The 15759-nt window shown below is 38.0% G+C and carries 14 protein-coding genes and 1 other annotated feature; all 14 genes read left to right on the top strand.

What is annotated here, in order from left to right; translation table 11 throughout:
- The first annotated feature begins 3 nt into the window (after positions 1 to 3).
- Entirely contained in the window at positions 4 to 1197 is a 1194-nt protein-coding gene (gene tuf, locus B5X47_RS13395) for an elongation factor Tu (protein ID WP_079590527.1), read from the top strand.
- A 318-nt stretch (positions 1198 to 1515) separates the two neighbouring features.
- Positions 1516 to 1665, top strand: coding sequence for a 50S ribosomal protein L33 (rpmG, locus tag B5X47_RS13390; RefSeq protein ID WP_013362430.1), 150 nt, complete (start codon positions 1516 to 1518; stop codon positions 1663 to 1665).
- An 18-nt stretch (positions 1666 to 1683) separates the two neighbouring features.
- Complete coding sequence (secE, locus tag B5X47_RS13385; protein ID WP_079590791.1) at positions 1684 to 1890, top strand: preprotein translocase subunit SecE; 207 nt, start codon at positions 1684 to 1686, stop codon at positions 1888 to 1890.
- Between the two features lie 43 nt (positions 1891 to 1933).
- Entirely contained in the window at positions 1934 to 2470 is a 537-nt protein-coding gene (nusG, locus tag B5X47_RS13380; RefSeq protein ID WP_330360758.1) for a transcription termination/antitermination protein NusG, read from the top strand.
- A 20-nt stretch (positions 2471 to 2490) separates the two neighbouring features.
- Positions 2491 to 2916, top strand: a complete 426-nt coding sequence (gene rplK / locus B5X47_RS13375; RefSeq protein WP_079590789.1) for a 50S ribosomal protein L11 — start codon at positions 2491 to 2493, stop codon at positions 2914 to 2916.
- Positions 2917 to 2986: 70 nt separating this feature from the next.
- Complete coding sequence (rplA, locus tag B5X47_RS13370) at positions 2987 to 3685, top strand: 50S ribosomal protein L1 (RefSeq protein ID WP_013362426.1); 699 nt, start codon at positions 2987 to 2989, stop codon at positions 3683 to 3685.
- Between the two features lie 46 nt (positions 3686 to 3731).
- Positions 3732 to 3857: a sequence feature (ribosomal protein L10 leader region), on the top strand.
- 20 nt (positions 3858 to 3877) lie between these two features.
- Positions 3878 to 4375: a 50S ribosomal protein L10 gene (gene rplJ / locus B5X47_RS13365; protein WP_079590787.1), complete on the top strand. Its 498-nt coding sequence runs from the start codon at positions 3878 to 3880 to the stop codon at positions 4373 to 4375.
- A 32-nt stretch (positions 4376 to 4407) separates the two neighbouring features.
- Positions 4408 to 4767, top strand: coding sequence for a 50S ribosomal protein L7/L12 (gene rplL / locus B5X47_RS13360; RefSeq protein ID WP_079590785.1), 360 nt, complete (start codon positions 4408 to 4410; stop codon positions 4765 to 4767).
- 163 nt (positions 4768 to 4930) lie between these two features.
- Positions 4931 to 8644: a DNA-directed RNA polymerase subunit beta gene (gene rpoB / locus B5X47_RS13355; protein ID WP_079590783.1), complete on the top strand. Its 3714-nt coding sequence runs from the start codon at positions 4931 to 4933 to the stop codon at positions 8642 to 8644.
- A 48-nt stretch (positions 8645 to 8692) separates the two neighbouring features.
- Positions 8693 to 12232 carry a DNA-directed RNA polymerase subunit beta' gene (gene rpoC, locus B5X47_RS13350; RefSeq protein WP_079590781.1) on the top strand — a complete coding sequence of 1180 codons (3540 nt, stop codon included), beginning with the start codon at positions 8693 to 8695 and terminating at the stop codon, positions 12230 to 12232.
- A 219-nt stretch (positions 12233 to 12451) separates the two neighbouring features.
- Positions 12452 to 12874, top strand: coding sequence for a 30S ribosomal protein S12 (rpsL, locus tag B5X47_RS13345; RefSeq protein WP_079590779.1), 423 nt, complete (start codon positions 12452 to 12454; stop codon positions 12872 to 12874).
- A gap of 113 nt (positions 12875 to 12987) precedes the next feature.
- A complete protein-coding gene (gene rpsG, locus B5X47_RS13340) occupies positions 12988 to 13458 on the top strand; it encodes a 30S ribosomal protein S7 (protein ID WP_079590777.1) in 471 nt (156 codons plus the stop codon).
- Positions 13459 to 13493: 35 nt separating this feature from the next.
- On the top strand, positions 13494 to 15566 hold the full coding sequence (gene fusA / locus B5X47_RS13335; protein WP_079590775.1) for an elongation factor G: 2073 nt from the start codon (positions 13494 to 13496) through the stop codon (positions 15564 to 15566).
- A gap of 101 nt (positions 15567 to 15667) precedes the next feature.
- On the top strand, positions 15668 to 15759 hold a 92-nt coding region (locus B5X47_RS13330), incomplete at its 3' end, for a GTP-binding protein (protein ID WP_023878051.1).

Below are 15759 nucleotides of genomic sequence, written 5' to 3'. Positions count from 1 at the left end.
AAAATGGCAAAAGCTAAATTTGAAAGAACCAAGCCACACGTTAATATTGGAACAATAGGACACGTTGACCACGGAAAAACAACATTAACAGCAGCAATCACAAAGACATTACATGCAAGATACGGATTCGGAGCAGCAGTAGATTTCGAAAACATAGATAAGGCACCAGAGGAAAGAGAAAGAGGAATCACAATCTCAACAGCACACGTTGAGTATGAGACTCCAAATAGACACTATGCACACGTTGACTGCCCAGGCCATGCTGACTACGTTAAGAACATGATCACAGGAGCAGCACAGATGGACGGAGCTATCCTAGTATGTTCAGCAGCAGATGGACCAATGCCACAAACAAGAGAGCATATCCTACTATCAAGACAGGTAGGGGTACCATACATCGTAGTATTCCTAAACAAATGTGACATGGTAGATGACGAAGAGCTACTTGAGCTAGTAGAAATGGAAGTAAGAGACCTACTAAACGAGTACGAATTCCCAGGAGATGACACTCCAATCATCAGAGGATCAGCACTAAAAGCATTAGAAGATCCAGCATCTGAGTGGGGAGACAAAATCGTTGAGTTATTCGAGCAAATCGATAGCTACATTCCAGAGCCAGAAAGAGATATCGACAAGCCATTCCTAATGCCAGTAGAGGACGTATTCTCAATCACTGGTAGAGGAACAGTTGCAACAGGAAGAGTAGAAAGAGGAATTCTAAAAGTTCAAGACGAGGTAGAAATCGTTGGACTTACAGAAGAAGCAAGAAAAGTAGTAGTAACTGGAGTAGAGATGTTCAGAAAGTTACTAGATCAAGCGCAAGCTGGAGATAACATAGGAGCACTTCTTAGAGGTGTAACTAGAGATGATATCGAAAGAGGACAAGTTCTAGCTAAAACTGGTACAATCAAACCAAGAACGAAGTTCACTGCAGAAATCTACGTACTTAAAAAAGAAGAGGGTGGAAGACATACTCCATTCTTCAAAGGATATAGACCACAGTTTTACTTCAGAACAACTGACGTAACTGGTGACATTCAGCTTCCAGATGGCGTAGAAATGGTTATGCCTGGAGATAACATCACAATCACTGTTGATCTTATTACTCCTATCGCTATGGAAGAGGGACTTCGTTTTGCTATCAGAGAAGGCGGAAGAACTGTAGGCGCTGGTGTTGTTGCTACAATCGTAGAGTAATTAAAGCCCTGACTTATATACGAGCTTTTGCATTATGCAAAAGCTCGTTTTTAATATAAACTGAAATAAAATAGAAGGATAACAGCAAAATAAATTAATATAAACCTAGAGCAAATATAATGGAAAGCTTTGACAAAAAATACAAATTGAGTTAGAATTTAATTTCGGCGAAAATCATAATTTAGTTGATATATAAGAGCGAAATCTCTTGACATCGGCTGGCGATTGTGATAGATTTTATGGGTAATGTTATATAATTACACCAATCTATGTTTAAAAATAGATCCTTCTAACACATATTAATGTAGGAGGTGGACCATGAGAGTAAAAATAACACTTGCTTGCCAAGAGTGTAAGCAAAGAAACTACAACACTACAAAAAACAAGAAGAATGACCCAGACAGAATAGAGCTTAGCAAATACTGCAGATTCTGCAAAAAGCACACTGCGCATAAAGAAACTAAATAGTCAAAGGGTGTGAATGGATTGTCAGCAGAAGCAAATGTAAAAAAAGGTATAGGAGCTTCTCTAAGAGAAACCAGAACAGAACTTAAAAAGGTTCATTGGCCAAGCCGCAAGGAATTAACAAACTATACTTGGATTGTTATATTCTCAGTATTTATTGTGAGCTTAATAATTTATCTTATAGATTCTGGGCTAGGGTTTATCATTGAGAAAGTAGTTTCTTTATAATCGTTAACCAAAAGGAGGGTCAGGCCTTTTTAGGCTGATGTCTATGTCAGAACAAGAACAAGCCAAATGGTATGTAATACATACTTATTCCGGACATGAAAACAAGGTGAAAGCTACAATTGAAAAAGCCGTTGCCAACAGAGGCATGGAAGACTTGATTCAGGACGTTGCTGTTCCTGTTGAAGACGTTGTCGAAAACAAGAATGGCAAAGAAAAAATCAGGCAAAGGAAAGTGTTTCCGGGTTATGTGCTGATTAAGATGATTGTTACGGACGAATCCTGGTACGTTGTAAGGAATACAAAAGGAGTTACTGGATTTGTAGGACCAAACTCAAAACCAGTAGCGCTAACAGCAGAAGAAGTTGAGAACATGGGAGTTGAAAAGCAAAAGAGCTTTGACCTTGTTGTAGATTTCTCTATAGGAGATAAAATCCAAGTTTCAGGAGGACCTTTTGATGGTTTTGCAGGTACGATTGAAGAAATCAACCATGACAAAAAACATGCAAAGGTCAACATTTCCATGTTTGGAAGAGAAACTCCAGTAGAACTTGAGTTTTATCAGGTTAAAAAGGTAAAGTAATCTAACAGGAGGTGTATATAATGGCTAAAAAGGTAATTGGACAGATTAAACTTCAAATACCAGCAGGAAAAGCTACTCCAGCTCCACCGGTAGGACCGGCTCTTGGACAGCATGGAGTTAACATAATGGGTTTTTGTAAAGAATTTAACGCTAAGACAGCAGAACAAGGTGGATTAATAATTCCGGTTGTTATAACTGTATATCAAGATAGATCATTCAGTTTTATAACTAAGACTCCACCAGCTGCAGTTCTTATCAAAAAAGCATGTAAAATCGAGTCTGGTTCAGGAGAACCAAACAAGAAAAAAGTTGCTAAAATTACAAAAGCACAAGTTAAAGAGATTGCAGAGTTGAAGTTACCAGACTTAAATGCTGCTTCAGTTGAGTCAGCGATGAGCATGATTGAAGGAACAGCAAGAAGTATGGGCGTAACAGTAGAAGAGTAGTTCTATTTTAATCATATAGATTGGTGGGAGGCAAATTTATTTACCGTTATTACCACAAGGAGGCATTTTAATGGCGAAGAAGGGCAAGAAATATCAAGAAGCGCTTAGTAAATTCGACAAAAATAACTACTACAATGCAACTGAAGCATTAGGAGTAGTTGTAGAAGTAGCTAGTGCGAAATTTGATGAAACAGTTGAAGCGCATATCAAACTTGGCGTTGACTCTAGACATGCTGATCAGCAGGTTCGTGGAGCAGTTGTACTTCCAAACGGAACAGGTAAAACTAACAGAGTTTTAGTGTTCGCTAAAGGAGAAAAAGCTAAAGAGGCAGAAGCAGCAGGAGCAGATTTTGTTGGAGCTGAAGATTTAGTAACAAAGATTCAAAGCGAAAACTGGTTTGATTTCGATGTTATCGTAGCTACACCAGATATGATGGGATTAGTAGGAAGATTAGGTAGAGTTCTTGGACCTAAAGGACTTATGCCAAACCCTAAGTCTGGAACTGTAACATTTGAAGTTGAAAAAGCAATCAATGAAATCAAAGCTGGTAAAGTTGAGTATAGACTTGACAAAACTAACATAATTCACGTTCCAGTAGGAAAAGTTTCTTTTGGAAAAGAAAAATTGGCTGAGAACTTCCATGCTTTAATGGAAGCTGTTGTAAAAGCTAAGCCATCTGCTGCAAAAGGACAATATTTAAGATCAGTAGTAGTAACTAGCACTATGGGACCTGGAGTTAAAATCAACCCAGCGAGAGTAAACGACTAAAAAACTATTGACAATTTATATTCTAGGCTATATTATGTTTAGGTACTTAAAAATTAAATTATTACCGTAGACAGTAGGTGCTTATGCTTAATATCCTGCCGAGGATTATCTTATTTTTATAAAATGAGCCTTTGTATGTCTATGGATATATAAAGGCTTTAATTGTTTTAAAGCCTACGAAGGAGGTGCCGTATGACAAAAGCGATTGAAATGAAAAAAGGCGTAGTTGCAGAAATAGCTGAGAAACTTCAAAAATCTGCTTCTTGTGTGGTTGTTGACTACAAAGGACTAAAGGTTGAAGAAGTGACTGAACTTAGAAATAAGTTTAGAGAAGCTGGAATTGACTATAAAGTATACAAAAATACATTAGTTAGAAGAGCTGCAGCTGAAGTAGGTAACATGGCTCAGTTTGATGATGTTAACTTAGTAGGAACTAATGCTATAGCATTTGGATATGAAGATCCAGTAGCTCCTGCTAAAATAGTTAATGACTTCGCAAAAACTCATCCAAAGCTAGAACTTAAGATGGGATTTGTAGAAGGCGAATTCTATGATGCTGAGAATATCAAAAAACTTGCTGAGATTCCTTCAAGAGAAGAGCTTATCGCAAAACTTCTTGGAAGTCTTAAAGCTCCAGTATCAAACTTTGTTTATCTTGTTGACGCAATTGCAAAGAAGCAAGAAGCTTAATTTAATTTAAAAATAATTCGGAGGTGTACGTAATGACTATAGAACAAATTTTAGAAGCTATAGAGAATATGAAAGTTCTTGAACTAAACGAACTTGTAAAGGCTGCTGAGGAGAAATTTGGTGTTTCTGCTTCTGCTCCTGTAATGATGGCTGGTGCTGCTGCTGCAGTTGCTGAAGAGAAAACTGAATTTGATGTAATCCTTGCTGATGCAGGATCTTCAAAAGTAGGAGTTATCAAAGTAGTAAGAGAAATCACTGGACTTGGCTTAAAAGAAGCTAAAGACCTAGTTGATGGAGCTCCAAAGCCAGTTAAAGAAGGCGCAACTAAAGAAGAAGCTGATCAAATTAAAGAAAAGCTAGAAGCTGCAGGCGCTAAAGTAGAAGTTAAATAATTTAACTCTAGTAATTAAGTGCTTCAGGTAATACCTGAAGCACTTTTTTGTTCTAATAATTGCATTGACAATAAGGCAGAGTTCAGGTATAATAATTTGATGCTTTATAATGGAGTACTTTTGCCCATTTGTTTTATTTTTATTATTGAGAGGTGAAGTCTTGATGCCACATCCACATCCTGTGCAAATCGGGAGAAGGACCCGAATGAGCTTTTCTCAGATAACTGAAGTCGCAGAACTTCCCAATCTTATAGAAATCCAGCTCGAATCCTATGAATGGTTTCTTAGAGAAGGACTTAGAGAAGTTTTTGAAGAGGTATTTCCTATAGAAGACTATACAGGAAATATTAAGCTGGAATTTCTTGATTACTTTATTGAGGAAACTCCAAAGTACGATGTAGAAGAATCAAAAGAAAGAGATGTAACTTACTCAGCACCGCTGAAGGTAAGAGTAAGGCTTACTGTTCCAGACGAAGATGGTTCTAAGATAATTAAAAACGAATCTGGAGAACCAGTATTTTTAGGTGATTTTCCTCTTATGACAGATAAGGGAACCTTTATAATCAACGGAGCAGAAAGAGTTATTGTAAGTCAGCTAGTACGTTCGCCAGGTGTTTATTTTGCTCAAGAAATGGATAAATCAGGAAAGAGATTAATTTCTTCTACTGTAATTCCAAATAGAGGAGCATGGCTTGAGTACGAAACTGATTCAAACGATATAGTTTCTGTAAGAATTGACAGAAATAGAAAACAACCTGTAACTATGCTACTCAGAGCATTAGGCTATGGCAGCGACCAAGAAATTAGAGAACTTCTTGGTGATGACGAAAGACTTGAGGCTACTATTCTTAAAGATAGCTCAAAGTCAACTGACGAAGGCTTAATTGAAATTTATAAAAAATTAAGACCTGGTGAACCACCTACATTAGAAAGTGCGACATCGTTAATAAACTCTATGTTTTTTGATCACAAGAGATACGATTTAGCTAAGGTTGGAAGATATAAGTTCAACAAAAAATTAGCTTTATCTAACAGAATCTACTCTAGAGTATTAGCAAGAGATGTAGTAGATCCGTCTACAGGAGAAATAGTACTTACAAGTGGAACTAAGCTTAGCGTAGAGCAAGCTAAGATGTTAGATGATATTGGAATATCTCATGTTTATGTCTATGGAGAAGAAGAAAAAGAAGTTAAGGTTATAGGTAACTGTTTTGTAGACATTAAAAAGCATATAGATTTTTCTATCGACGATTTAAATATAAAAGAAAAAGTAAGATATAAAGTTCTAAGAGAAATCTTAGACAATTTCAGTACAGAAGAAGAAATAAAGGCTCAGCTTATCGAAAGAAAAAGAGAGCTAGTTCCAAAGCACATAACTGAGGAAGATATAATCGCATCTATCAGTTATCAGTTCAATTTATTCCATTCTATAGGTAATATAGATGACATCGATCATCTAGGAAATAGAAGAGTTCGTTCTGTTGGAGAACTTCTTCAGAATCAATTTAGAATCGGTCTGTCTAGAATGGAGAGAGTTATCAAGGAAAGAATGACTGTTCAAGATGCTATAGACCTTACTCCTAACTCATTAATGAACATCAGACCAGTAACTGCAGCAATCAAGGAGTTTTTTGGTTCTTCTCAGTTATCTCAGTTCATGGACCAAACAAACCCACTTTCTGAACTTACTCACAAACGTAGACTTTCTGCTCTTGGACCAGGTGGTCTATCAAGAGAAAGAGCTGGCTTTGAGGTAAGAGACGTACACTATTCTCATTACGGAAGAATGTGTCCTATAGAGACACCTGAGGGTCCAAACATCGGACTTATAAACTCACTTTCGGTATATGCAAGAATCAATGAATATGGCTTTATTGAATCTCCATATAGAAGAGTAGACAATGAAAATAATAAAGTAACTGAAATCATAGATTATTTGACAGCAGATGAAGAAGACTTGTACATCAGGGTTCAGGCAAATGAGCCTCTTTCTGAAGACAGCTGGTTTGTAAACCCAAAGGTTGCATCTAGAACTAAGATGGGTACAGTTGAGCTAGTACCTACTGAGCTGGTTGACTACGTTGACGTTTCACCAAAACAGGTAGTTTCAGTTGCAACGGCTATGATTCCTTTCTTGGAAAACGACGACGCCAACCGTGCCCTTATGGGATCGAACATGCAGCGTCAGGCGGTACCACTAGTTAGAAGAGAAGCACCTATTATAGGAACTGCTATAGAATATAGAGCAGCCAAGGATTCTGGGGCAGTTATCGTAGCAAGACATGATGGAGTAGTTGAAAAAGTATCGGCAAAAGAAATCATTATAAAAAGAGAAGACGGACAAAAAGATAGATATCGCCTGCTTAAATTCAAACGTTCTAACCAAGGTACTTGTATCAATCAAACACCTCTTGTAAACAAGGGCGATGTTATGAAAAAAGGTGACGTTATAGCAGATGGACCTTCTACTGATTTAGGTGAAATTGCTCTTGGCAGAAACTGCCTAGTTGCATTCATGACTTGGGAAGGTTATAACTATGAGGATGCTATCTTAATTAATGAAAGACTTGTTAAGGAAGATAGATTATCTACTATTCATATAGAAGAATATGAAGCTGAAGCTAGAGATACAAAGCTAGGGCCAGAAGAGATCACTAGAGACATACCTAATGTAGGCGACGATGCAATTAAGAATCTGGATGAAAGAGGAATAATTAGAATCGGTGCTGAGGTTGAATCTGGAGATATCTTAGTAGGCAAAGTAACACCTAAGGGTGAAACTGAAATAACTCCTGAGGAGAGATTGCTTCGTGCGATATTTGGTGAGAAAGCTAGAGAAGTTAGAGATACATCTCTTAGAGTTCCACACGGAGAATCAGGAATTATAGTTGATGTTCGTATATTTACAAGAGAAAATGGGGATGAACTTTCTCCAGGAGTAAATGAGCTTGTAAGATGCTACATCGCTAAAAAGAGAAAAATTAATGTTGGAGATAAAATGGCGGGTCGCCACGGTAATAAAGGGGTTATATCCAGAATTCTACCTGAAGAGGATATGCCATTTATGCCGGATGGAACACCAGTTGAAATCGTACTTAACCCTCTAGGCGTACCTTCGCGTATGAACATTGGACAGGTACTTGAAATTCATATGGGACTTGCTGCAAAGGCTCTTGGATGGCATGTTGCTACACCTGTATTTGACGGAGCAGTTGAGGAAGATATCTTCCAAGCTCTTGATAAGGCTGGTTATCCAAAGAGTGGAAAAATTCATCTTCAAGATGGAAGAACTGGAGATTATTTTGACAACCCAGTAACTGTTGGATACATGTATATGCTTAAGCTTCACCACCTTGTAGACGACAAGATACATGCAAGATCAACTGGACCTTACTCCCTAGTTACTCAGCAGCCTCTTGGAGGTAAAGCTCAGTTTGGAGGACAGCGTTTTGGAGAGATGGAGGTTTGGGCGCTTGAGGCATATGGAGCGGCTCACACTCTTCAGGAAATCCTTACAGTTAAGTCTGACGACGTGGTTGGTAGGGTTAAAACTTACGAAGCTATCGTAAAGGGTGAAAATGTTCCAGAACCAGGTATACCAGAATCATTCAAGGTTCTTATAAAAGAGCTTCAATCACTTTGCTTAGATGTTAAGGTTCTAACTGAAACTGATGAGGAAATTGAAGTTAGAGAATCTATTGAAGAAGCTGCGCTGGTTGATGAATTCGAGTATGTAGCAGAAGATAGAGATGACATGATAGAGGAAGTTTTAACGCCAGATGAGGATTTTGACCTTGAAGAAGAAGGCGATGATGATATAGATTTTGATTCATTTATTTCTGATACAGATGAGGAAGATGATGAATTTGATTTTTAGTTTGCTAACGATTGACTATATTAATTTCAAGGAAAGGAGCGACACTCCTTGTTTGAACTAAACAACTTTGAATCCATACAAATAGGGCTAGCTTCTCCAGAAAAAATTAGACAGTGGTCTAAGGGAGAAGTAAAAAAACCTGAAACAATTAACTACAGAACTTTAAAGCCTGAGAAAGATGGGCTTTTCTGCGAAAGAATTTTTGGACCTACAAAGGACTGGGAATGCCACTGCGGAAAATATAAAAGAGATAGAGCAAGACACAAGGGCATAGTTTGTGACCGCTGCGGAGTTGAGGTTACAAGATCAAAGGTAAGAAGAGAAAGAATGGGACATATAGAGCTAGCTGCTCCGGTTTCTCATATTTGGTATTTTAAAGGAATCCCATCTCGTATGGGACTCCTTCTAGATATGTCACCTAGAGTACTAGAGAAGATTCTTTATTTTGCATCTTATGTTGTAATTGACCCAGGCGAGACTAACCTATCCGAAAATCAGCTTCTTAACGAAAAAGATTACAGAGAGGCTCTTGAGACTCATGGTCATAAAGCGTTCAAAGCTATGATGGGTGCTGAAGCTGTTCAAGAAATACTTAAAAAAGTTGACCTTGAAAGGCTTTCAAAAGAACTTAGAGCTAAGCTTAAGGATGCTACTGGGCAAAAAAGAATTAAGACTATAAGAAGATTAGAAGTAGTTGAAGCATTTAGACAGTCTGGAAATGATCCTACTTGGATGATTTTAGATGTAGTTCCAGTTATTCCTCCAGACCTTAGACCTATGGTACAGCTTGATGGAGGAAGATTTGCAACTTCTGACTTAAATGATTTATATAGAAGAGTAATAAACAGAAATAACCGTCTAAAAAGACTTCTTGAGCTTGGAGCACCTGATATCATTGTGAGAAATGAAAAAAGAATGCTTCAAGAGGCAGTCGATGCTCTTATAGACAACGGAAGAAGAGGAAGACCAGTAACTGGTCCTGGAAACAGACCTCTTAAGTCTCTTTCTGACATGCTAAAAGGAAAGCAAGGACGTTTCCGTCAGAACCTTCTAGGAAAACGTGTTGACTATTCTGGCCGTTCGGTTATAGTAGTTGGACCAGAGCTGAAGTTTTATCAGTGTGGACTTCCAAAAAAGATGGCGTTAGAACTATTTAAGCCGTTTGTAATGAATGAGCTAGTTAAGAAAAATTACGCACACAACATAAAAAGTGCCAAGCGTATGGTTGAAAAAATTAAACCAGAGGTTTGGGATATTTTAGAAGAAGTAATTAAAGGGCATCCAGTACTTCTAAACCGTGCTCCGACTCTGCATAGACTAGGAATACAAGCATTTGAGCCAGTTTTAGTCGAGGGTAAAGCAATAAAGCTTCATCCACTTGTATGTACTGCTTATAATGCAGACTTTGATGGAGACCAGATGGCTGTCCACGTGCCTCTTTCAGTAGAAGCACAAGCTGAGGGAAGATTCTTAATGCTTTCTCCAAACAATATACTAGCGCCTAAAGATGGAGCGCCTATCACTACTCCTACTCAGGATATGGTACTTGGTACTTACTACCTTACTATTGAAGAAAAGGGTGTTATAGGAGAAGGCTCTGTATTTAAGGACTTCACTGAAATGATGCTTGCTTATGAAAATCATCAAGTTCATCTTCATGCTAGAGTAAAAGTGAAAGTTAAGAAATCTTCAGATGATCCAGGAAGACTTGTTGAGAGTACTGTTGGAAGATTTATCTTTAATGAAAATATCCCACAAGATTTGGGATATGTAGATAGAGAGAAAGAGCCTTATGCTCTTGAGGTTGATTTTGTATTAGACAAGAAAATGATAGGAAAGGTTATTGACAAGTGTTTTAGAACACATGGAAATACCATGACTGCTATCATGCTTGACAATATTAAAAATCTTGGATTTAAGTTCTCTACTAGAGCGGCTATATCTGTTTCAGTTGCAGATATGGAGATTCCAGAAGAGAAATACGCACTGATAAGAGAAGCTGAGCAAAAAGTTGAAAAGTATGAAAAGAACTTCAGAAGAGGACTTATGTCTGATGATGAGAGATATGAAAGAGTAATAGAGACTTGGGCTAAAACTACTGAAGAAGTAACTGATGCTCTTATGAAGAAACTAGGTCCTCTTAATAACATCAACATCATGGCGGTATCTGGAGCAAGGGGTTCTAAAAACCAGATTAGACAGCTTGCTGGTATGCGTGGTCTTATGGCGAATGCATCTGGTAAAACAGTTGAAATCCCAGTTAAATCGAACTTCCGTGAAGGACTATCTGTCCTTGAGTACTTTACATCTTCTCACGGTGCCCGTAAAGGTCTAGCCGATACAGCACTTCGTACAGCTGACTCTGGATACCTAACAAGAAGACTTGTTGACGTATCACAGGACGTTATCGTAAGAGAGCTTGATTGTGAGACAAATGAAGGAATAGAAGTAAGTGCATTTAAAGACGGGAACGAGGAAATAGAAGGTCTATTCGATCGTATCGCAGGAAGATATGCACTAGAGAATGTAATTCATCCGGAAACTAATGAACTAATTGTTCCAGCAGGGGAAATGATTCAAGAAACTGATGCTGAAAAAATTGTTGCAGCTGGTATTGAATATCTAAAAATACGTACACCTCTTAACTGTAAAGCTAAAAAAGGTATCTGTGCTAAATGCTACGGACGTAACCTAGCAACAGGAAAAGAAGTAAATGTAGGTGAAGCTGTAGGTATTATTGCGGCGCAGTCAATCGGTGAGCCGGGTACTCAGCTTACAATGCGTACCTTCCATACAGGTGGAGTTGCTGGAGGAGATATCACGCAAGGTCTTCCGAGGGTTGAAGAGCTTTTCGAAGGTAGAAAGCCTAAAGGACTTGCTGTTATTACTGAGGTTGCAGGAACTGTTAGAATAGAAGAAACTGGAAGAAAGAAAGAAGCTATAGTTACCACAGATTCAGGGGAAGAAAAGAACTACACTATTCCTTATGGCTCTAGAATGAAAGTAAAAGATGGTGCTAAAGTTAAAGCCGGAGAACCACTTACACAAGGATCTATTAATCCTCATGATATCCTTAGAGTTAATGGAGTAACTGGGGTTCAAGATTATATAGTTAAAGAGGTTCAAAGGGTATATAGACTTCAGGGTGTTGATATCAATGATAAACACATTGAAATCATAATAAGACAAATGCTTTCTAAGGTAAAAGTAGAAGAATCAGGAGATACAAACCTTCTTCCTGGAGCTTTAGTTGATATCTTAGAACTAAGACGCATAAATGAAAATGCAGTTGAAAATGGCTTACAACCAGCTACTATAAAAAGAGTTCTGCTTGGTATCACTAAAGCATCTCTTGCGACAGAATCATTCTTGTCAGCGGCATCATTCCAGGAAACTACAAGAGTTCTTACTGAGGCAGCTATAAAAGGCAAGAAGGACAATCTAATTGGACTAAAAGAAAATGTTATTATCGGAAAGCTTATTCCAGCAGGTACAGGCATGAAGAGATATAAGACAATAGAAATTTCTACGCCTGATATGGTTAAGCCAGACTCTAAAGAGCAAAAAATAGAGAATTTTGTAGATTAAATATGTTGACTACTACCAAACCTGGTGGTAAAATATAACAGTGTGTAAATTAGCAGACTCCTTAAGGGGACTGCTAATTTCATTACACTGGTCAAATAATTTTTTTAACCAAGCTATTAGAAGGCTTTTGAATTTACATATGAATTCTTTAGCGACGGTAGCAATACTCAAAGCAGTTGGCTGTGCAAAAAAACAAATAATTTAAAAGGAGGTGCGCGAATGCCAACCATTAGTCAGTTAATTCGTAAGGGAAGAGAAGAAGTAGAGAAAAAATCTACTGCTCCAGCTCTTCAAAGAGGATTTAACTCTCTTAGAAAAAAAGGAACAGAGATATCTGCTCCACAAAAAAGAGGAGTTTGTACGTCAGTAAAGACTGTTACTCCTAAAAAACCTAACTCAGCGTTAAGAAAAGTTGCCAGAGTTAGACTGACAAATCAAATGGAAGTTTCAGCTTATATCCCAGGAGAAGGACACAATCTGCAAGAGCATAGTGTTGTTCTAATCAGAGGAGGAAGAGTAAAAGACTTACCAGGGGTTCGTTATCACATTGTGAGAGGAACGCTAGATACATCAGGAGTAGACAAGAGAATGCAAGCAAGATCAAAGTACGGTGCAAAGAGACCAAAAGCTGCTAAGAAATAGTTGAGTATTGTTCGGTGCGTTTATTATATATATAACAGGCGCCCGCGACATAGAAACGGCTTATGTCGAGTACCGATGATCTAATAAATTAGATTATTAAGGAGGGAAGTAAAGTGCCAAGAAAAGGTAATGTTCCAAAGAGAGAAATTTTGCCAGATCCTATGTACGCAAGCAAGGTTGTGACAAAATTAATAAATAAAGTTATGCTAGATGGAAAAAAAGGTACATCACAAAAGATTGTATATGGTGCGTTTGATATTATAAAAGAGAAGACTGGTGAAGATCCATTAGAGGTTTTCGACAAAGCTATGAATAATATCATGCCTGTACTAGAAGTTAAGGCTAGAAGAGTAGGTGGAGCTAACTATCAAGTTCCAATCGAAGTTAGACCTGACAGAAGAGAGACTCTAGGACTTAGATGGTTAGTGAAATACACTAGACTTAGAGGCGAAAAAGGGATGACTGATAAGCTAGCTAAAGAGATTATGGATGCCGCTAACGGTACAGGTGCTTCAGTTAAGAAGAAAGAAGACACCCACAAAATGGCAGAAGCAAATAGAGCATTTGCTCATTATCGTTGGTAAAATTGTGTTTGTTTTGCCAGAAAGGAGTGTAATACGTGTCAAGAAAGTTTCCTTTAGAAAGAACTAGAAACATTGGTATCATGGCCCACATAGATGCGGGTAAGACTACCACGACAGAGAGAATTCTATTCTACACAGGAAAAACCCATAAAATTGGAGAGACTCACGAAGGAGCTTCTCAAATGGACTGGATGGAGCAGGAGAAAGAAAGAGGTATAACAATTACTTCTGCTGCTACAACTGCTGAGTGGAAAGATCATAGAATTAACATTATAGATACTCCGGGCCACGTAGATTTTACAGTTGAGGTTGAAAGATCTCTTAGAGTTCTAGATGGAGCTGTAGCTGTATTTTGTGCGAAAGGTGGAGTTGAGCCACAATCTGAGAACGTATGGAGACAAGCAAATAACTACAACGTTCCAAGAATTGCATTCGTTAATAAAATGGATATCATAGGAGCAGACTTTTTAAGAGTTGTTCAGATGATGAAAGATAGATTAGGATCTAATGCAGTAGCTCTACATCTTCCTATAGGCGCTGAAGATACATTTACTGGAATAATCGACCTTATGATTATGAAGGCTTATATGTACAAGGATGACAAAGGTCAAGAAGTTGACATAGTTGAAATCCCAGAAGATATGAAAGCTCTAGCAGAAGAATACAGAGAAAAAATGGTAGAAACTATAGCTGAGTTAGATGAAGACTTAACAATGAAGTTCCTTGAAGGAGAAGAAATCTCTATAGAAGAGCTTAAGGCTGCACTTAGAAAAGGTGTAATCGCTTGTGAAGTTAATCCAGTATTCTGTGGAACAGCTTACAGAAATAAAGGTGTTCAGCTAGTTCTAGATGCAGTAGTTGAGTATATGCCATCTCCACTTGATATTCCAGCTATTAAAGGAGTACTTCTAGATGGAGAAGAAGCAGAAAGACACTCTTCAGATGAAGAGCCTTTTGCAGCTCTTGCATTTAAAATAATGGCTGACCCATTTGTTGGAAAGCTTGCTTTCTTTAGAGTTTATTCAGGAGTACTAAAATCTGGTTCTTATGTAATCAACTCTACTAAGAATAAAAAAGAAAGAATTGGACGTATCCTTCAGATGCATGCTAACACAAGAGAAGAAATCTCTGAAGTATATGCTGGAGATATCGCATCTGCTGTAGGTCTTAAGGACACTACAACTGGTGATACTCTTTGTGATCCAGATCACCCAATTATTCTTGAGTCTATGGAATTCCCAGAGCCAGTTATCCACGTAGCTATTGAGCCAAAATCAAAAGCTGCTCAGGAAAAAATGGGTGTGGCACTTCAAAGACTTTCAGAAGAAGATCCTACATTTAGAGTTCGTACTGATGAAGAAACTGGACAGACTATTATCGGTGGTATGGGTGAGCTTCACCTTGAAATCATCGTTGACCGTCTGCTTAGAGAATTCAAAGTAGAAGCTAACGTTGGAGCACCTCAGGTTGCTTATCGTGAAACAATTAAGAACCCTGTTGATATCGAGCATAAATATGCTAAACAGTCTGGTGGACGTGGTCAGTACGGTCATGTTAAAATTAGAATGTTCCCTCAAGAGCCAGGAGCTGGATACCAGTTCGTAAACTCTACAGTTGGGGGATCTGTTCCTAAGGAATACATCGGACCAGTTGATGCAGGACTTCAAAGCGCTATGGCTGCTGGTATTCTTGCTGGATATCCAGTTGTAGACGTAAAAGTTGAGCTTTATGATGGTTCTTATCATGAGGTTGACTCATCAGAGATGGCGTTTAAGATGGCTGCTTCTATGGCATTTAAAGATGGTATGAGAAAAGCTAACGCTATAATTCTTGAGCCATACTTTAAAGTTGAAGTTGTTACTCCAGAAGACTACATGGGAGATGTTATGGGAGACCTTAACTCTCGTAGAGGTAGAATCGAAGGAATGGAAGCTAGACAAGGAGGAGCTCAAGCTATCAACGCTATGGTTCCACTTTCAGAAATGTTTGGTTATTCTACAACTCTTCGTTCTATGACTCAAGGTAGAGCAACTTACACAATGATATTTGACCACTATGAAGAAGTTCCAGCTTCTATTGCTAAAAAGATAATGGAAGAAGGAAAATAGTAAGATACTATTTGAATTTTTAGTATAAAATATAAATATAGGAAAGCCGAAAGGCTTTCCTAATATCAAGTATACATTCACTTAAAAGGAGGATTTTTAAAATGGCAAAAGCTAAATTTGAAAGAACCAAGCCACACGTTAATATTGGAACAATAGGACACGTTGACCACGGAAAAACAACATTAACAGCAGC

Source organism: Acetoanaerobium noterae (assembly GCF_900168025.1).
In the GTDB taxonomy this organism is placed as follows: Bacteria; Bacillota; Clostridia; order Peptostreptococcales; family Filifactoraceae; genus Acetoanaerobium; species Acetoanaerobium noterae.
Note: the sequence above shows the minus strand (reverse complement) of the source record. Positions and strands in the feature narration are given on the sequence as shown.